This window comes from Amycolatopsis sp. WAC 04182, from assembly GCF_003947465.1.
Lineage (GTDB): Bacteria > Actinomycetota > Actinomycetes > Mycobacteriales > Pseudonocardiaceae > Amycolatopsis.
On the sequence record NZ_QHJJ01000002.1, the window covers coordinates 946,607 to 965,098 of the forward strand.

The window sequence follows — 18,492 nt, forward strand, 5'->3', positions numbered from 1 at the left end:
CGCACCACGGCCGCGCAGAAGTCGGCGAAGCGATCCGCGAAACCCTTGCCGCGGACCGCGTCGTGCACGTCGGCCACGGCTCCAGCATGGCAGCGGCAGGTGGCCGCGAGCCGACGAACAGGTGATCTTCTGGTGCGGCCCGGAAGCCGGGAACGGGGGCTGGCCCCAGTGCGTCCTGGTTTTCAGCTGATAGCTTGGAGAGAACGAAGATAACGGGGAGGCAACGATGGTGGGCTGGTTGCTCCTGTCGTTCGGCGTCGCCTTCGGTTCCGCGATCCTCCCCGTCGTCAGCATCGAGATGTTCCTCATCGGCCTGTGCGCGAGCCAGCCGACGATGCCGTGGCTGCTGCTCGGCGCCATCGTCGCGGCCGGGCAGGTGGGCGGGAAAACGCTCTACTACCTCGCCGCGAAGGGCACGATCAAACTTCCGAAACCGCTGCACGACCGCCTGCACCGGGAGCGGCCGCCCACCCCGCGCCGGGAAAGATGGCGGGTGCGCACCAAGAAGATGCGTGCCCGGCTCGACGCACTGCGCGAACGGTGCCACCGGCATCCGCATTGGATGGCGGGCACGTACGGGGTGAGCTCGGTCGTCGGCCTGCCGCCGTACATGGCCACGAGCGTCCTCGCGGGGCTGGTGCGGATGCCGCTGGCGACGTTCCTGGCCACCGGTTTCCTGGGCCGCTGGCTGCGGTTCAGCCTGCTGGCCGCCTCCCCCGCCCTGTTCGCGGGCTGGTTCCACTACTGAGCGCCGATATTGTGATGCGCTCCATGGCGGCCGCGCCCTAGGGTTTCCGCCCATGCCGACGTCATCCGCGTATCCGCCGTTGAACGTGCAGGTGCACACACCCCGGTTGTCCTTGCTGGGAGCGACGGACGAACTCCTGGAGCGGCTGATCCCGACGGTCCGCAAGGGCGTGGTCACCGAACCCCCGTGGCCCTTCGACGATCCGGCCTCGCTCTACGCGGACGGCCCGGAGCGCGAATGGCGCTGGCTACGCGGGATCTGGCTGGGCCGCGGCCGGGTGACCGAGAGCCAGTGGCGGCTGTACTTCGTCGTGGTCGTCGACGGCGAGCCGGTGGGCGTGCAGGATCTGATCGGCGTCGACTTCGCCACGTTCGGCACGGTCACCACGTTCTCCTGGCTCGACCCGGACCTGCGCGGCCGCGGCCTCGGCAAGGAGATGCGGCAGGCCGTGCTGCAGCTGGCCTTCGAGGGGCTCGGAGCTCGCGAGTCGTCCAGCGACGCCTTCTTCGACAACCACGCCTCGAACCGCGTCTCCCAGGCCCTGGGTTACGTGCCGAACGGCCTCACCTGGGACACGCGGCGCGGCGAACCCGCGCGGATCAAGCAATGGCTGCTGACCCGCGAGCAGTGGGCCGAACGGCGACGGGACGACATCGAACTGGTCGCCGTCCGCGAATGCCTGCCCGTCCTCGGGATCGAGCCCGCGCATTCAGAGGGCTAAGTGCGGGAAGCGGCTTCGAGTTCGACGGCGCGCCGCATGGTGGCGCGGGCCCGCTTCCGGTCGCCGGCGATCTCGTACGCGTACGCCAGCCGGTACCAGACGCGCCAGTTCTCCTGGTCCGCCTCGACTTCGGCGCGGCGTTCGTCGAACCAGGCGTCGGCGGCGTCGCGATCCACCCGGCCCGAAGGCCGCCGGGGCAGGTCGGAGACGTCGGGCAGGCCGCCCTCCTCGTCCAGCCGCCGTGAGAGCCGCTGGATCTGGACGCCGGAACGCCAGGTGGTCACGATGATCCAGATCCCGAGCAGCGGCAGCAGCAGGACTCCGACGCCGAAGAGCACCGGCACCGTCTCCCCGGTGCGCACCAGCGCGATGCCCCGGCCCGCCAGCAGGACGACGTAGATGGCGAGCGCCGCCGTCATCACCAGCGCGAAGTTGCGGGCCCTCACAGGTCGAGGATGTTCTCGAGACCGACCGTGAGGCCGGGCCGCGTGAGCACCGAACGCACGCCGAGCAGCACACCCGGCATGAACGACGTGCGGTGCAGGGAATCGTGCCGGATGGTCAGGGTCTCCCCCTCGCCGCCGAACAGGATCTCCTCGTGCGCCACCAGTCCGGGCAGCCGGACCGAGTGCACGCGGACGTCGTCGACCAGCGCGCCGCGGGCACCGTCCACTTCGGACGTCGTCGCGTCTTCGCCCGGCGCGAGACCGGCTTCCGCGCGGGCCTCGCCGATCAGCCGAGCGGTGTGCGCGGCGGTACCGGACGGCGCGTCGGCCTTGCGGTTGTGGTGCAGCTCGATGACCTCGGCCGAGTTGTAGAACCGCGCCGCCTGCTGGGCGAACCGCATCGCCAGCACCGCGCCGAGCGCGAAGTTGGGCGCGATCAGCACGCCGAGCGACGGGTCGGCCGCCAGCCACGAACGCAGCTTCTCCAGCCGCTCTCCGCTGAACCCGGTGGTGCCGACCACGGCATGGATCCCATTGCCGGTCAGGAACTCCAGGTTGTCCATCACCGCGTCGGGATGGGTGAAGTCGACGACGACCTGAGCCTGCTTGAGCGCCGAGAAGTCGTCACCGGCGTCGAGCGCGGCGACGAGCTCCATGTCGTCGGCGCCGTTGACGGCGTTGACCACTTCCTGGCCCATCCGGCCGCGTGCGCCCAGCACACCGACGCGAATTCCAGCGGTCATGATGCGATCACCTCGTGCAGGTCGTCCGGAAGGTCGTCGGCGTGAGCGTACGGCCCGACCACCGCCGCCGCCGACACGCCACCAGGGCGGTGCAGCAGAGTGCGAGCAAGCGCACAGACCTCTTCGGTGGTGACGGCGTCGATCCGCGCCACCGTGTCGTCGACGCCGAGATAGCGGCCGTAGTTCAGTTCGTTCTTGCCGATCCGCGACATCCGCGACGAGGTGTCCTCGAGGCCGAGCACGAGCCCGCCCCGCAACTGCCCCTTCGCCCGCGCGACCTCGGCTTCGCTCAGCCCGTCCTTGCCGACGAGTTCGAGCACCTCGCGGATCACCCCGGCGACCTCGCCGAGCTTCTCCGGCTGGCAGCCCGCGTACACGGCCATGTGCCCGGTGTCGGCGTAGCTCGCGACGGACGAGTACACCTGGTACGCCAGCCCGCGCTTCTCCCGGACTTCCTGGAAAAGGCGCGAACTCATCCCGCCGCCGAGCGCGGCGTTGAGCACCGACTGCGCGAACCGGCGGTCGTCGTGCCGCGACAGCGAACGCAGACCGAGCATCACGTGTGCCTGCTCGGTGTCGTCGGTGTGCAGCGCGAGTTTCGGCGCCATCGCGATCCGCGCGCGTCCGCCGCGCGGCGGCACGGGCATCGCCGTCCCGGTCAACCGGTTCCGCAAAGCCTTGCGCACCAAGCGAAGCACCTGGGTGTGCTCGATGTTCCCGGCGACCGCGAGCACCATCCGCGGCAGGGTGTAGCGGCGCCGGTAGAACCCGCGCAACGCCGAAGCGGACATCTCCACGATGGACTTCTCGCTGCCCAGCACGGGGCGGCCCAGCGCGTGGCTGCCCAGGATCGCGCCGACGAAGGTCTCGTGCAGAAGGTCTTCGGGATCGTCGTCACGCATCGAGATCTCTTCGAGCACGACACTGCGCTCGGTCTCGACGTCCTTGTCCGTGCACAGCGCCTCGAACACGACGTCGGTGACGAGGTCCATCGCGAGCGGCAGATCCTCGTCGAGCACCTGCGCGTAGTAGCAGGTGTGCTCCTTCGCGGTGAACGCGTTGAACTCCCCGCCGACCGCGTCGATCTCCTCGGCGATCTGGGTGGCGTCCCGGTTCGTGGTGCCCTTGAACAGCAGGTGTTCGAGGTAGTGCGCCGCGCCCTCGACCGAAGACGGCTCGTCCCGCGACCCGACCCCGACCCACAGCCCGACCGTCGCCGACCGGGAGGCGGGAACGTGCTCGGTGATGACCCGGAGGCCACCGGCCAGCACACTGCGCTTGACCACCGCACCGTCCGAAGTGGACTCCAGCGTGCGGGTGCTGCCGACGGGCTGTTCGTGCCCGGGAACCTGACGAGCCAACGGATTCCTTACTCACATGTCAGGAAAGGGTCGTTCAGGACGAAAAATGTCCTGAACGACCCTTTCCTGACGTTTCACATCGGTCCAGCCAGGATTACTGGGCGTCGGCCTTCGGGGCCTCGGCCTTGTCGCCTTCGGCGGCCTTGGCGTCCTTCGAGTCCGCCGTGTCCTCTTCCTGGACCACGATCAGGCTGATCTTGCCGCGGTTGTCGATGTCGGCGATCTCGACGCGGAGCTTGTCGCCCACGTTGACCACGTCCTCGACCTTGGCGATCCGCTTGCCGTTGCCCAGCTTCGAGATGTGCACCAGGCCGTCCTTGCCCGGCAGCAGCGAGACGAACGCGCCGAACGCGGCCGTCTTCACCACGGTGCCGAGGAAGCGCTCGCCGACCTTGGGCAGCTGCGGGTTGGCGATGGCGTTGATCTTGTCGATCGCCGCCTCCGCCGACGGGCCGTCGGCCGCGCCCACGTAGATCGTGCCGTCGTCCTCGATGGAGATGTCGGCGCCGGTCTCCTCGGTGATCGAGTTGATCATCTTGCCCTTCGGGCCGATGACCTCGCCGATCTTGTCCACCGGGATCTTCACGCTGGTGACGCGCGGGGCGAACGGGCTCATCTCGTCCGGGCCGTCGATCGCCTCGGCGATGACCTCCAGGATGGTGAGGCGAGCGTCCTTCGCCTGCTTCAGCGCGGCCGCGAGGACCTCCGACGGGATGCCGTCGAGCTTCGTGTCCAGCTGCAGCGCGGTGATGATGTCCTTGGTGCCGGCGACCTTGAAGTCCATGTCGCCCATGGCGTCCTCGGCACCGAGGATGTCGGTCAGCGCGACGTAGCGGGTCTCGCCGTCGACCTCGTCGGAGATGAGGCCCATGGCGATGCCGGCGACCGGCGCCTTCAGCGGGACACCCGCGTTCAGCAGCGCCATGGTCGAGGCGCAGACCGAGCCCATCGAGGTGGAGCCGTTGGAGCCCAGCGCCTCGGAGACCTGGCGGATCGCGTACGGGAACTCGTCACGCTTCGGCAGGACCGGGACCAGGGCGCGCTCGGCGAGCATGCCGTGGCCGATCTCGCGCCGCTTCGGCGAACCGACGCGGCCGGTCTCGCCGGTGGAGAACGGCGGGAAGTTGTAGTGGTGCAGGTACCGCTTCGTGGTCTCCGGGGAGAGCGAGTCGATCTGCTGCTCCATGCGGAGCATGTTCAGCGTGGTGACGCCCAGGATCTGGGTCTCACCGCGCTCGAACAGCGCGGAACCGTGCGCCCGCGGGATCACGGCGACCTCGGCGGCGAGCGACCGGATGTCGGTCAGGCCGCGGCCGTCCATGCGGATCTTGTCCGTGAGGACGCGCTTGCGCATGATCTTCTTCGACAGGGCCTTGAACGCCGCGCCGATCTCCTTCTCGCGGCCCTGGAAGGCTTCGCCCTCGCCGAGGCCGACCTTCTCCAGCACCGCGGCCTTGACCTGGTCGGTCGCGTTGTCACGGTCCTGCTTGCCCGCGATGGTCAGGGCGTTCGCGAGGTCGTCGGTCGCGATGGCGGCGACGGCGTCGAAAGCGTCCTGCTCGTAGGCGAGGAAGACCGGGAACTCACCGGTCGGCTTGGCGGCCAGCTCGGCCAGCTGCTGCTGGGCCTCGCACAGCACCTTGATGAACGGCTTCGCGGCCTCGAGGCCCTCGGCGACGGCGATCTCGTCCGGCGCCTTGCCGCCGCCGGCGATCAGGTCGAGGGTCTTCTCGGTGCCCTCGGCCTCGACCATCATGATGGCGACGTCGTCACCGACGATGCGGCCGGCGACCACCATGTTGAAGGTGGCGTCCTCGAGCTGCTTCCAGGTCGGGAACGCGACCCACTGGCCCTCGATCAGCGCGACGCGGACGCCGCCGACCGGACCGGAGAACGGCAGACCAGCGATCTGGGTCGAGGCCGAGGCCGCGTTGATCGCGAGCACGTCGTACGGGTCGTCCGGGTTGAGGCTCTGGACGGTGATGACGACCTGGATCTCGTTGCGGAGACCGTCGGCGAACGACGGGCGCAGCGGCCGGTCGATCAGGCGGCAGGTCAGGATCGCGTCGGTCGACGGGCGACCCTCGCGACGGAAGAACGCGCCGGGGATGCGTCCGGCGGCGTACATCCGCTCCTCGACGTCCACGGTCAGCGGGAAGAAGTCGAAGTGGTCCTTCGGGTGCTTCGACGCGGTGGTCGCCGACAGCAGCATGGTCTCTTCGTCGAGGTACGCGACGACGGAGCCGGCGGCCTGACGGGCCAGGCGGCCGGTCTCGAAGCGAACGGTGCGAGTGCCGAAACGGCCGTTGTCGATCACGGCTTCGGTTTCGTGCACGGTGACTCCGGTGGAGTCGGTCATAGGGTGTATCTCCTCTTTTGATCCTCTGTAACGGCGCGAGTCTCCCACCCTGGGACCTGTTTCGCCTGCGGACGCTCGAGGAGTGAGGCCGGTCTTCGATCGAAGCCCCCGGGCCGTTGCCCGGGAACCACTACCGAGGACCGGCGGACGGTACCTCGTGCGCGCTCGCGCCCTGCTCTATTGAATAAGTCGAGCTTCTTAGACCGAGGGGGAGCGACCGATGTGGTCACTCCCCCTCGGGTTCAAGCTATCGGCGGAGGCCGAGACGCTGGATCAGCGCACGGTAACGCTCGATGTCCACCTTCATCACGTAGTTCAGCAGCCGGCGGCGGCGGCCGACCAGCAGCAGAAGCCCGCGACGGGAGTGGTGGTCGTGCTTGTGAGCCTTGAGGTGCTCGGTGAGGCCGACGATGCGCTTGGTCAGCAGCGCGACCTGGGCCTCGGGGGATCCGGTGTCCGAGTCGTGCACGCCGTACTCGGCAAGGATCGACTTCTTCTCTTCGGTGGACAAAGCCACAGTGGTGCTCCTAGATATCTGTGCCGTGCGGCCCGGACGATGTCTTCACGCCGGGTGAGACGGTCACGGCCGCCACGGACTGCAGCCGGACCCGATCGTCAAGGCTACCAGCCTCGTGATCAGCGGCTTCAGGCGCGGGCGTGGTCCAACGCGTACGACCGGATCACCCGGTAGCGCGACGGCCCTCGCTCACGGTCACTGCTCATCAGAACGGCCTCGGTCGCCGTCCAAGTCTCACTGGTGAACCCGGCCAGCCGCTCCTCCCACGCGCTCGCGGCTCGCGGCCGGTCGCGGGGGAAGCGGGCCAGTGTCAGGTGGGCCACGTACGGCCTGCCTTCACTCTCCGCGCCGGCCTCGACGGCCAGCTCGTGGAGCCCGGTTCCGGACACACTCAACCACAGCACCCCGGGGAATGTCGCGGCCTTTTCCAGCCGGAGATCGATCGGGCCCGCGCCGTCCAGCCGGCGGGCGAGCCAGTCGCCTCGTTCCGCCGGGTCGTCCCGGCCGTAGAAACCGAGGGTGATATGCCAGTCTTCGCGCGCTGACCAGCGGAAATCGTCTTCTTCGGGCGTGCCGAGCGCCGCGGCGATCCCGTCGAGGACCGCGTCCGGCGGGATCAACGCACTGAAGAGCGTCATGGGCACGGAACTCACGTGATCAGACTGGTGATTCACGTGATTGGAGGCGTAACTCATGAGTTACGCCTCCAATCACGCGAGTTCCGCCGTCAATCACGCGAGTTCCGCCATCAAGAACCGTTCCTCGCGGCCCGGCGCAGCAGGTCCGCCAGGGACGGGAAGTCTTCGTCGAGCAGCTTCGCGGCTTCGGTGAGGTCTTCGTCCTCGCCGATGTCCCGCAGTGCCACGAGCACACCCTGGTCGTCGGCGACGGCACCGACCGGGATGCTGTCCCGGCCCACCGTCGGCCGCGAATCACGGACGTCTTCCAGTGCCTCCTGCATGGCCTTGCGGTCCCCCGCGGCGACCGCCGGGACCAGGACCTTGCGCTCCAGCATGATCATCTTGGCGAGGACGACCGGGTTCCCGATCTTCGCGCGGCGCCCGCTCATCACCTGGCTGAGCATGGGCGCGCTGATGCCGAGGACCTCGGCGAGGAAGGCCTGGGAGATGTCGAAGGCGACGACCAGTCTCCGCACGCGATCGCCGAGCGGCTCCCCGTACCACTCTTTCTGCAGCGCGATGTTCCGCTGGACGATCTTGTGGTCCTCCACCTTGGTCCGCTCCCCTTAACCCCATCGAACGCCATGCGCGGTCCGTGACATCTTGCCACCGGAACGCACGTGAGCGGGTGTGTTTGTCGATTGTCATCCGGCGAGGCCGGAACCGGTCAGGCCTGCCCGCCGAGCAGTTCCCTGGTACGGGCGACGTCCTCGTCGATCTGCGCCACCAGCCCCTCCGACGTCGGGAAACGGACCTGATCCCGCAGCTTGGTGACGAAATCGAGCGCGACGTGCTGCCCGTAGAAATCCTCGTCGATGTCGAGGACGAAGGCCTCGACGGTGCGTTCCCGCCCCGAGAAGGTCGGGTTGGTGCCGACCGACACGGCGGCACGCAGCCGTCGGCCGGAATCCGACGAACGGGTGAACCAGGCGCTGTAGACCCCGTCGGCGGGCACCGCCGCGAACCGCGGCGTCGACAGGTTCGCCGTCGGATACCCGAGATCGTGCCCCCGGCCGTCGCCCCGGACGACGATGCCCTCCAGCCGGTGCGGCCTGCCGAGCGCTTCGGACGCGGCGACGACGTCTCCGGCGTCGATGCACGAGCGGACGTAGGTCGAGGAGAAGGTGATGTCGTTGTCCGCCTGCTCCTGGGCGAGCAGCCCCTGCAGCTCCGCGCCCTGCGCCACGAAACCGAACCGCTTCCCCAGCGTGCGGAGGAGTTCGACGTCACCGGCCGCCTTGGCGCCGAAGGTGAAGTTCTCCCCCACGATCACCGCGGCCGCGTGCAGCTTGTCCACCAGCACCTCGTGCACGAACTCGTGCGCCGTCAGCCGCGACAGTTCCAGCGTGAACGGCAGCACGCAGAAGACGTCCACGCCCAGGCCTTCGACCAGTTCCGCCTTGCGGCGCAACGTGGTCAGCTGCGCCGGATGACTGCCCGGCCGGATCACCTCCGACGGATGCGGATCGAAGGTCAGCACCACACTCGGCACGCCGCGTTCGGCGGCGGCGCGGACCGTCCTCGAAATCAGCTCCTGATGACCGCGGTGCACGCCGTCGAAGACGCCGATCGTCACCACACACCGTCCCCAGCTCCCGGGGAGGTCACCCAAACCACGCCAACGCTGCACTTCTAGCCCCGTCTCCTCAGGCCCAGCTCCGACACCACCCTAGGCGGGCAGCAACACGACCACCGACCGGGCCAGTTCGCCTTCGTCCGCGGCGAGCGCGAGCACCCGGCCGTCCGGTCCGAACATCCCGTACGTGCCCTCGATCCCGGCCGCGGGCACCCTCTGTCCATATCGGACCGCCTGCGCCATGCGGACGTCCAGATCGCGGCGCGGGAACGCGGCGGCGACGGCGGCGTCGAGGTCCAGCGACAGCTCCGGCTTCTCTTCGAGCTGGTCGAGGGTGCGGGCCTTGGCGAGGGTGAACGGCCCGACCGTGGTGCGCCGCAACGCGAGCAGATGCCCGCCGACGCCGAGCCCGGCGCCGAGATCGCGGGCCAGCGCCCGGACGTAGGTCCCCGACGAACATTCGACGACGGCGTCGAGTTCGATCCGGCCCGCCTCGCGGCGGGTGGCGAGCAGGTCGAAGCGGTGCACGGTGACCGGACGCGGCGGAATGACGACCTCTTCGCCGGCGCGGACCCGGGCGTACGCGCGTTTGCCGTCGATCTTGACCGCGCTGACCGCGCTCGGCACCTGCTGGATGTCGCCGGTCAGCGCGGCGATCCCGGCGGCGATCGCTTCGTCGGTGATCTTCTCGACGACATCCGGGGCGGCTTCGGCGATCGGCTCGCCCTCGGCGTCGTCGGTCGTGGTGGACAGTCCCAAGGAGAGGGTCGCGAGGTAGGTCTTGCGGTCCAGTGCCAAGTGGCCCAGGAGTTTCGTCGCGCGTTCGATGCCGAGCACGAGGACGCCGGTGGCCATCGGGTCGAGGGTGCCGGCATGTCCGACTTTGCGGGTGCCCATGAAGCGCCGCGCCCTGGCGACGACGTCGTGGGAGGTCATCCCCGACGGCTTGTCGACGATGACGAGACCGGGCGGCGGAGCGGGACGTTTCTTGGCTTGAGCCTGATTGGGGCGCGACACGGGCCGAACCCTATCTTTCGGGCCTTCGCCTAGGACGAGACGGGCAGTGGCGCCTCGGCGTCCCAGCGGCGGCGCCGGATCTGCACCGGGATCTCCTCGCCGCGGGCCTCGGCCTCGAACAGCACGGCACGGGTGCGCCGCCACCACACGAGCATCCGGAAGGTGCCGAACGCGAGCACCGCGATCACGGACAGCAGCGCCAGGCGGAACGTGCCGCCCGTCCACTCCAGCAGCACGCCGACCGCGAGCGCCGAGATCGTCGTGGCCACGAACCCGCCGACGTTCACCACCCCGGTCGCGGTGCCGACGCGCGCGAGCGGGTTGTAGTCCCGCGCCAGCGCGAACCCGATCATCGACGCCGGGCCGCCCAGGGAAAGGAACGCGAACACGGGGACCAGGACCGCGACGGGGATCGTGCCGCCCCAGCCGAGCAGGACCGCCCACATCACCGCGGCGCCGCCGATGTACCCGCCGACGAGCGGCATCCGCAGCGACGGGCGCCGTCCGATCAGCCCGCCGATCACCGGTCCGCCGAGCATCGAGCCGAACACGAACACGATCAGCAGCGAACTCGCGGTGGACTTCGGATAACCCTGCCCCTGCACGAGGAACGGGACACCCCACAGCATGGTCAGCACGTTGGGGGCGAACATCGTGCTGAAGTGGACCCAGAAACCCAGCCGGGTGCCAGGGGTGCGCCACGCGGCGGCGACCTGGCGGCCCAGCAGCTTCGGGTGCACCCGTTCGCGCACGGGCGCCGGCTCGCCGGGCGGGGAGTCCTTGACGCGCAGGGCGACGACGGCGGCGTACAGCGCGGTCACCAGGCCGACGGCGAGGAACGTCGGGGTCCACCCGGGACCGTCGAGCAGCAGGCCGAGCGGGACCGTCGCGGCGAGGTTGCCGACGTAACCGATGGCCCCGGTCAGCGCGGCGAGCAGGGCGTACTGGCGGCCGGGGAAATGCGCGGCGATCAGCCGCATGATGCTCACGAAGGTCAGCGCGTCGCCGAAGCCGACGACGGCGCGGGCGACCAGGCCGAGCGGGTACGAATCCGCGACCGCGAGCAGGATCTGGCCGAGGCCGAGGAAGAACACGGCGCCGGTGAGCACGCGGCGCGGGCCGTAGCGGTCGACGAGGACGCCGGTGGGGATCTGCATCGCGGCGTAGACGCCGACCTGCAGGACGGTGAACGTGCCGAGCGCGGCCGCGCCGACGCCGAAGCGGTCGGCGGCCTGGAGCCCGGCGACACCGAACGAGGTGCGGTGGAAGACGGCGAGAAGGTAGACGGTGACGGCGGCGAACCAGATGAACCAGGACCGGCGGGTGGCTCGGCCTGTCACAGTGTTCCTCCTCAAGCAGGGTTTCGGGCGTGGAGACGCCCGCACTGCCGCCTCATATAGTTGTAGCGCCTAAGCAACGACGAAACATAGCCGTTACCCGGGTGCTTTTCGCCACACGCCTCCCGCATCGAGAGGACTAAACGCGGACGGCGCCCTCGACGGCCCACCGCCCCGAGCGCCACCGCACCAGCAGGGTCGCCAGCCGCAGCAGCATGAACAGCGAGAGCCCGGTCCAGATCCCGGCCAGCCCCCAGCCGAACGCGAGCGACAGCCAGACCAGCGGCAGGAATCCCAGCGCCGCGCTCAGCAGGGTCGCGTTGCGCAGGAAGGCGGCGTCGCCCGCGCCGAGCAGGACGCCGTCCAGCGCGAAGACCACCCCGGCGATCGGTTGCAGCGCGACGAAGAACCACCACGCGTGCGGGATCTGGCCGAGCACGGCCGCGTCTGAGGTGAACACCTGCGGCAGCACCCCGGCCACCGACGCGAACACGACGCCGAGAAAGCAGCCGAACACCAGGCCGTAGCCGGTGATCTGGCGCGACAGCCCGCGAGCCCGGTTGCTCGCGCCCGCGCCGAGGGCGGCCCCCACGAGCGACTGCGCGGCGATCGCGAGCGAGTCCAGCACCAGCGCGAGGAAGGTCCACAGCTGCAGCACGACCTGGTGCGCGCCGACGGCCTCGGTGGACGTCCGCGCGGCGACCGCGGCGGCGGAGACGAAACACGCCTGGAAGGCGAGGCTGCGGAGCACCAGGTCCCGGCCGAGGCCGAGCTGGGCGCGCATCACCTTCGGCTCCGGGCGCAGCGGGACCCGTTCCCGCACCAGGGCCGCGATGAACAGCGAAGCCGAGATCACCTGCGCGACGACGTTCGCGATCGCCGACCCTTCCAGCCCCCAGTCCGCGCCGTACACCAGCACCGGGCACAGCACGGCGGAGATCCCGTTGCCCGCCAGCACATAGCGCAACGGTTTCGCGGAATCCTGGACGCCGCGCATCCAGCCGTTGCCCGCCATCGTGATCAGGATGAACGGCGTCCCGAACAGCGCGATCCGCAGCCAGGAGACGGCGGCGTCGGTGATCGCGGCGTCGCCGGAAAGGACGCGGGCGATCGGCGCCGCCAGCAGTTGCCCCGCGACGATCACGACCAGCCCGACGATCACCGCCAGCCAGGTCGCCTGGACACCTTCGCGGACAGCGTCGCCGCGACGACCCGCGCCGTGCAGCCGCGCGGTCCGCGACGTGGTGCCGTACGAAAGGAACGTCAGCTGGCTCGAAACCTGCGACAGCACGACACCGCCGACGGCGAGCCCGGCCAGCGGCAACGCGCCGAGGTGGCCGACGACGGCCGTGTCCACCAGGACGTACAGCGGTTCGGCGGCGAGGACGCCGAGCGCGGGCACGGCGAGGCCGAGCACGCGTTTCGGCGGGACGCGCTCGTCGGGTTCGGAGGAGGCTTCAGGCACCAACGCAGACTAGACGTCTGGTACGACAGTCCCAGTCGCCGGGAAACCCGCCATGTCGGTCAGCGGAGGAACGGTTCGTAGCGCCGTTGCCGGCGCAGCGATTCGATCTGCCGCGTGGTGTCGAGCGAGACACTGACGAGGAAGACGAGGACCACCTGCAGCGTCACCCCGGCGACGAGCAGCGCCGGGCCTCCGTCCAGCAGGGCCAGACCGGCGGCCGGGATCAGCGCGACCACCCCCGAGCAGAGCGCTCCGAACGCGAGGATCCGGCGGTTCACGTAGTCGAGGTACTCGGCGGTCCAGTCCCCCGGCCGGATCCCGGGGACGAAACCGCCCACCCGCACCAGTTCGCCCGCCACCTTGGTCATGTCCTGCGCCGCGGCCGCCCGCATGAAGGCGAAGAGGCAGACGAGGACGAAGTAGACCGCGAGCCACCGGGGATCTGCCAGATCGAGGTAATACACCAGGACCGACAGCAAGACCGCGGCGACGACGGCCGGACTGTTGGCTTGGGGGAAGCGAAGGGGAACGTAGGTCGGTGTCCCGCCGAAAGCGCGCCTCCCGATCATCCGCTTGGCGTACTGCACCGGGACACGGCGCTGCCCCTGCGCGAGGACGATCGTGAGCACCGTGATCGACAGCGTCACCACGGTCGTCACCGCGATCGCGGCCCAGCCCGTCTTTTCGTACAGGCGCAGGAACTCCGCGGGCAGCACCGCCAGGACCTGCGCGAGCAGCAGGATCCGGACGCCGTTGCCGAAGCCGCGATCGGTGATCACCTCGGTCAGCCGCAGGACCAGCGCGGCACCCGCGGTCAGGCACGCGACCGTCACGGCTCCGTCCAGGACGTCCTGCCCACCGAACACGACCACGCCGACGGCTCCCAATAGACCGAGCAAGACGACGAGCCGCCGCTGGTACCGCTTCAGCACCCGCGCGCCGGCTTCACCTTCGGCGCGGAGCGCGGCCAGCCGCGGGATCAGGACGATCAGTCCCCGCAGGAGTCGCGGGGCGGCCAGGCACGGCAGGACACCGAACGCGAACACCGGCAGGGTGGCCAGGCCGCCGCCGGTGAGGAGGTCGAGGATCCAGCGCAGCGGGTGATCGGTTTCCGGCGCGCGGACGGTCACGTGAGGGGTGGGCAGGGTCTGGCCCAGCCGGAACAGCGCGATCACGCCCAGCGTGACCAGGATCCGGCGGCGGAGGGAGGCTCGCTCGTTCATCGTGGCTCACGTTAGGAACCACCGATGAAATTACGATGACACCGTCACAAAAGCGGCGCCCTCGACAGTGCTTCCCGCAGCCTGCCGAGCACCTCGTCCGCCGTCCCCTCCGCGGTGCACCCGGCCGCCTGGCGATGTCCGCCGCCACCCAGCTCCCCTGCGGCCGCCGAGACGTCGACGCCGCCCGCCGAGCGGAGCGACACCGTCCATCGCTGCCGCGGCCCCGTCGGTTCGGCTTCCTTGAGCACCACGGCGACGCCGGCCTCGCGAGTGGACCGGACGACGTCGACGACCGCTTCGACCTCCTCGGCGCGGACGGAGCGCGCGGCGTCGAGGGTCACCACGGCGTGCGCCAGACCGAAACCGCGTGCCTCGTCCGGTTCGAGCCGGGCACCCGCGAGGACGTTCGAAAGCATCGGCAACCACGCGAACGGGTGATCGTCGACGATCTCGCGGACCACCTTGTCCGGGTCGACACCGGCTTCGAGCAGCTTCGCGGCCATCAGATGGGTCGACGGCCGTGCCCGGCGGAACCCGCTCGTGTCGGTGACGAGCCCCGCGTACAGGCAGCGCGCGATCGGCTCGTCGAGCTCGGTGCCGAGTTCGGCCAGCAACGCGAAAACGAGGACGGCCGTGGCTTCGGCGGTGTCGTCGACGACGTGGTGCGTGCCGTAGAAGACGTTGGACGCGTGGTGGTCGATCACCAGGACGTCGCCGCCCGCCGCGCGGACGGCGTCCACCCGCGGCGCGAGTTTCCCGAGCCTGCCCGGAGTGGGCGTGTCCAGCGCGACCAGCAGTTGCTCACTCTCCGGCAGCTCGCTCGCGGGGACGTAAAGCCCGCCGACGTCCAGGCTCCGCAGCGTCTCGGGCATCTCCTCGGGCTCGCCGACCGAGACACGGACCTTGACGCCGCCGCGCAGCTGGAGGGCCCGGCCCAGCGCCAGCGCGCTGCCGAGCGCGTCGGCGTCCGGGCGGACATGGCCGAGCAGGGTCACGTCGTTCGCGCGCGCCAGCAGGGCGGCGGCTTCCTTCAGGTTCGGCACTGGAGTCGCTGTCACAAGCAGTCAAGCTACGCTCTACCGGATGTCCGAGTACGCGATCCTGGTCTACCCGTCCGCCAACCGGGTCTACACCGACTCCACTCCGGCCCTGCTGCGCGCGGAGCTGGCGGTGTTCGGTCTGTCCGCCTTGGAGACCGAGATCTCCGAGATCGGCGAGACGGAACTCGGCGGCGTCGGCTACCTCACCTTCACCACGCCCGCCCCGCTGAGCGAACGCGATCTCGCGCTCCTGTCGAACCTTTCCGCGCTGTACGCGCTGTTCGAACTCGGCGACGGCGTCCTGAAGCCGGTGACGATCAGCCCGCTCGCGAACTTCGACTCGGATCTGCTGACCATCCAGAAGTACCCGGGCAAGACGAACGAGTTGTTCACCAAACTGCTCGTCAACGTCACCCTGATGTCGACGGCGGACCCGGCCGCGATGCTGGACAAGCCGCTGCACCTGCTCGACCCGCTCTGCGGCCGCGGCACCACGCTGAACCAGGCGATGATGTACGGCTTCGACGCGACCGGCCTCGATGTCGACGGCAAGGATTTCGACTCCTACGAACTGTTCGTCAAGACCTGGCTGAAGCAGAAGCGGATCAAGCACAGCGCCGAAGCCGGCCAGGTGCGTCGGAACAAGGTCCGCCTCGGCAGACGGCTCGACATCGGCTTCGGGATCACCAAGGAGCAGTACAAGGCGGGTGACGTCCGCAAGCTGAGCTACCTCAACTGCGACACGCTCACCACCGACGAACTGCTGCGGCCGAACTCGGTGGACCTCATCGTCACCGACGCCCCGTACGGCGTGCAGCACGGCAGCCACCGCACCCAGGACGCGTCGCTCGCGCGCAGCCCGCGCGACCTGCTCGCGGCCGCGGTCCCGGTGTGGACGCGGGTGCTGCGGCCCGGCGGCGCGCTCGGCATCTCCTGGAACACCAACGTCGCGCCCCGCGAGGAACTCGCCGCGATCCTGGACAAGGCCGGGCTGGACGTCCGCGAGGACGGCCCGTTCGCGGAGTTCGCGCACCGGGTGGACCAGGCGATCGTGCGGGACCTGATCGTCGCGGCGAAACCGGCCTGAACTCCCGCATCTCTGAACTCCCGCATCTATTGAGGGGTAAGGCAACGGTGGCGTGGTCGGTGCCGGGGGTCGTGAGTGGCGTTTCGGGTTATTGAGGGGTAAGTCAAACGTGGCGTGGACGAACCCCTGCCGCGCAGGCCGTCTTCGCCGACTTCGCAATGAGATGGCCACCCTGGACAGCAGAGTCCCGGGCCGACCTACCGCCCGACCCGTCGCGAAGTGTCCATAAAGGACACGTCTAGCCGACTACGCGCCCGATTAGTGTAACTATGTCCGGTTCTCGCGGAGGTCGTGAGTGAAAAAGAGCGTTAGAACGACCATTGCCACTCACGACCCCCACGCAAAGCGCCTAAATCGGACACGAATGCCTGAATTGGCTCCTTTGTGGACAGTTGTGGTACGTCAGGCCCCGCGAGTGAGCCATCGGCTGGGAAACACGCCAGGTTCGCCTTACCCCTCTATAGAACCCGAATCGCCACTCACGACCCCCAGCGGGATCAGACGATGCGTTCCCCCACGAACTTCAGCACGTCCGGCATGATCTCGCGCCAGTAGTCGTCGTTGTGGGCGCCGGGGGTCATCTTCGCGACGGCGGGGTCCAGCGCCTTGATGAGTTTGCGGTCGGCGCGGGCGAAGGGATCCGAGTTCCCGCACCACACCCCGGTCGATTCGGGGGAAAGGTCGCCGGTGTGCAGCAGCGGCTCGTGCGATTCCCATTGCGCGCGATCCGCGAAGACCTTGCGGGACTTGGCATCGGGCCAGCTCACGAACAACGCCGCGCTCGCGACGGCGACGGCTTTGAGGTTCTTGTGGTCGCGGGCATAGCGCAGCGCGCCGAACCCGCCCATCGAGATCCCGAACATCGCCGACAGCGGCCGCAGCTGGCGCTGGGCGAGCCAGCCGGGCAGTTCGTCCGACAGCATCCGCTGCGGGTCGTCGGCCTTGCCGACGTCCACCCAGTAGTTGTCACCGTCGACGGCGGCGACCGCGAACCCGGGCCGCCCGGCCGCGACGGCCTGGTTCAGCGCGTCCTGCACGCCGAGGTTCAGAAAAGTCCGCGCGTCGGCGCCGCGCCCGTGGAGAGCGACGCAGACCGGCAGCCCGACCCGGGACACCCCGTCCGGCGCGATGATGACGAGGTTGACGTCGCGGTTCCGCGCCGCGGACCGCATCTTCTGCACCGTGACCGCTTCGGTGAGCGGCGTCGGGGTGCTCGGCGGGGCCACCGGCGGCGGCCCCAGCAAGGGCGGTTTCTCGGCACCGCAAGCGGAAACCAGTGCCGAGCCACCGAGAGCCGCGGCTCCCAGCAGCAGGCCACGCCGGCTCACGGCGTGGCCCACTCCCTCAGCTACGGGTCTCCCCATCGGCGAACTCATCGTCTTCGGCCTCTTCCCGCGGCGGCTTGTACGGGTCGGCTTCACCGGCGTGCTGCGCCCCGGTCGCCCGCCTGGCGACCTCCGCGTCGGCTTCCCTTGCCTTCGCGAGGAGGTCTTCGATGCGCTTGGCGTCCTCAGGAATGCTGTCGGCCACGAAGGCCAGCGTCGGAGTGTAGCGAACACCCGTGCCCTGGCCGACCTTCGTGCGCAGGACACCGCGGGCGGATTCGAGCGCCGCCGCGGCACCGGCGTGGTCGGGCGTGGACTCCAGGTTCTCGCCGAGCACCGTGTAGTAGACCGTGGCGTCGTGCAGATCCGCCGTGATCTTCGTGTCGGTGATCGTCACGTGGTCGAGCCGCGGATCCTTGATGTCGTGCTCGATCGCGTGCGCGACGATCTGTGAGATCCGCTTGGCGAGCTTACGAGCCCGAGCGGGGTCGGCCATGGGATTCGTCTCCTCGAAAGATCTTCATTCAGTCATCCGGGCCGAGCAGCCGGCGGTGGGCGGAGAGCAGGTCGAACTCCGGCCTTGCGGCCACGAGGCGCTCACACGAGTCGAGCACGTCACGAACCTGCTCGCCACTCACCGCGACCACGGCCACACCGATCAGCGTGCGCCGGTGCAGGTCTTGATGGCCCGCTTCGGCGACGGAGACGTCGAAACGCCTGCGCACCTCGGCCAGCACCGGCTTGATCACGGATCGCTTCTGCTTGAGCGAGTGGACGTCGCCCAGCAGGATGTCGAGCTCAAGAGCTCCTACGAACATGGGGGGGTTCTGGGTTGGTTCGAAGGTGA

The 18,492-nt window shown here is 69.4% G+C and carries 19 protein-coding genes; 3 read left to right on the forward strand and 16 right to left on the reverse strand.

Going from position 1 to position 18,492, the window contains the following annotated elements; genetic code table 11:
* The first annotated feature begins 226 nt into the window (after positions 1–226).
* Positions 227–748 (forward strand): YqaA family protein, encoded by a 522-nt coding sequence (locus tag DMH01_RS11655; protein WP_199745441.1) that lies wholly within the window; start codon positions 227–229, stop codon positions 746–748.
* Between the two features lie 52 nt (positions 749–800).
* The gene (locus DMH01_RS11660; protein WP_125675881.1) at positions 801–1,469 is read left to right on the forward strand and encodes a GNAT family N-acetyltransferase; all 669 of its coding nucleotides are present in this window, start codon (positions 801–803) and stop codon (positions 1,467–1,469) included.
* On the opposite strand, the gene DMH01_RS11665 is transcribed toward DMH01_RS11660, so the two are convergent.
* From DMH01_RS11665 to DMH01_RS11725, 13 genes are all read right to left on the reverse strand, one after another.
* Positions 1,466–1,915: a tetratricopeptide repeat protein gene (locus DMH01_RS11665; protein WP_125675883.1), complete on the reverse strand. Its 450-nt coding sequence runs from the start codon at positions 1,913–1,915 to the stop codon at positions 1,466–1,468. The two genes, DMH01_RS11660 and DMH01_RS11665, sit on opposite strands and share 4 nt — an antisense overlap.
* A complete protein-coding gene (gene dapB, locus DMH01_RS11670) occupies positions 1,912–2,658 on the reverse strand; it encodes a 4-hydroxy-tetrahydrodipicolinate reductase (protein ID WP_125675885.1) in 747 nt (248 codons plus the stop codon). Before dapB ends, DMH01_RS11665 begins: the two co-directional genes overlap by 4 nt.
* Positions 2,655–4,019: a pitrilysin family protein gene (locus DMH01_RS11675; protein WP_125675887.1), complete on the reverse strand. Its 1,365-nt coding sequence runs from the start codon at positions 4,017–4,019 to the stop codon at positions 2,655–2,657. The genes dapB and DMH01_RS11675 overlap by 4 nt, the downstream gene beginning before the upstream one ends.
* Before the next feature lie 94 nt (positions 4,020–4,113).
* Positions 4,114–6,378: a polyribonucleotide nucleotidyltransferase gene (locus DMH01_RS11680; protein WP_125675889.1), complete on the reverse strand. Its 2,265-nt coding sequence runs from the start codon at positions 6,376–6,378 to the stop codon at positions 4,114–4,116.
* Positions 6,379–6,625: 247 nt separating this feature from the next.
* Entirely contained in the window at positions 6,626–6,895 is a 270-nt protein-coding gene (gene rpsO, locus DMH01_RS11685; protein ID WP_003084034.1) for a 30S ribosomal protein S15, read from the reverse strand.
* Between the two features lie 128 nt (positions 6,896–7,023).
* Entirely contained in the window at positions 7,024–7,533 is a 510-nt protein-coding gene (gene thpR / locus DMH01_RS11690; protein ID WP_125676704.1) for an RNA 2',3'-cyclic phosphodiesterase, read from the reverse strand.
* 110 nt (positions 7,534–7,643) lie between these two features.
* Complete coding sequence (locus DMH01_RS11695; RefSeq protein WP_125675891.1) at positions 7,644–8,126, reverse strand: helix-turn-helix transcriptional regulator; 483 nt, start codon at positions 8,124–8,126, stop codon at positions 7,644–7,646.
* A 116-nt stretch (positions 8,127–8,242) separates the two neighbouring features.
* Complete coding sequence (locus tag DMH01_RS11700) at positions 8,243–9,205, reverse strand: bifunctional riboflavin kinase/FAD synthetase (RefSeq protein ID WP_125675893.1); 963 nt, start codon at positions 9,203–9,205, stop codon at positions 8,243–8,245.
* Between the two features lie 39 nt (positions 9,206–9,244).
* Positions 9,245–10,168, reverse strand: coding sequence for a tRNA pseudouridine(55) synthase TruB (gene truB, locus DMH01_RS11705; protein WP_125675895.1), 924 nt, complete (start codon positions 10,166–10,168; stop codon positions 9,245–9,247).
* A 29-nt stretch (positions 10,169–10,197) separates the two neighbouring features.
* A complete protein-coding gene (locus DMH01_RS11710; protein WP_125675897.1) occupies positions 10,198–11,508 on the reverse strand; it encodes a nitrate/nitrite transporter in 1,311 nt (436 codons plus the stop codon).
* A 136-nt stretch (positions 11,509–11,644) separates the two neighbouring features.
* Positions 11,645–12,970 (reverse strand): MATE family efflux transporter, encoded by a 1,326-nt coding sequence (locus DMH01_RS11715; protein WP_125675899.1) that lies wholly within the window; start codon positions 12,968–12,970, stop codon positions 11,645–11,647.
* A gap of 59 nt (positions 12,971–13,029) precedes the next feature.
* The gene (locus DMH01_RS11720; RefSeq protein WP_125675901.1) at positions 13,030–14,193 is read right to left on the reverse strand and encodes a preprotein translocase subunit SecY; all 1,164 of its coding nucleotides are present in this window, start codon (positions 14,191–14,193) and stop codon (positions 13,030–13,032) included.
* Positions 14,194–14,237: 44 nt separating this feature from the next.
* Positions 14,238–15,236 (reverse strand): bifunctional oligoribonuclease/PAP phosphatase NrnA, encoded by a 999-nt coding sequence (locus DMH01_RS11725; protein ID WP_125676708.1) that lies wholly within the window; start codon positions 15,234–15,236, stop codon positions 14,238–14,240.
* Between the two features lie 40 nt (positions 15,237–15,276).
* Between DMH01_RS11725 and DMH01_RS11730 the strand changes: the two genes are divergently transcribed.
* Entirely contained in the window at positions 15,277–16,320 is a 1,044-nt protein-coding gene (locus DMH01_RS11730) for a TRM11 family methyltransferase (protein WP_199745443.1), read from the forward strand.
* 497 nt (positions 16,321–16,817) lie between these two features.
* Here the strand turns inward: DMH01_RS11730 and DMH01_RS11735 are convergent, their stop codons facing one another.
* Genes DMH01_RS11735 through DMH01_RS11745 form a run of 3 tightly spaced genes read right to left on the reverse strand, consistent with a single transcriptional unit; the run spans position 16,818 to position 18,463 of the window.
* On the reverse strand, positions 16,818–17,684 hold the full coding sequence (locus tag DMH01_RS11735) for an alpha/beta hydrolase-fold protein (protein ID WP_199745444.1): 867 nt from the start codon (positions 17,682–17,684) through the stop codon (positions 16,818–16,820).
* Entirely contained in the window at positions 17,665–18,141 is a 477-nt protein-coding gene (gene rbfA / locus DMH01_RS11740) for a 30S ribosome-binding factor RbfA (RefSeq protein ID WP_125675905.1), read from the reverse strand. The genes DMH01_RS11735 and rbfA overlap by 20 nt, the downstream gene beginning before the upstream one ends.
* Positions 18,142–18,169: 28 nt before the next feature.
* Positions 18,170–18,463 carry a DUF503 domain-containing protein gene (locus DMH01_RS11745; protein ID WP_125675907.1) on the reverse strand — a complete coding sequence of 98 codons (294 nt, stop codon included), beginning with the start codon at positions 18,461–18,463 and terminating at the stop codon, positions 18,170–18,172.
* Positions 18,464–18,492 lie beyond the last annotated feature (29 nt).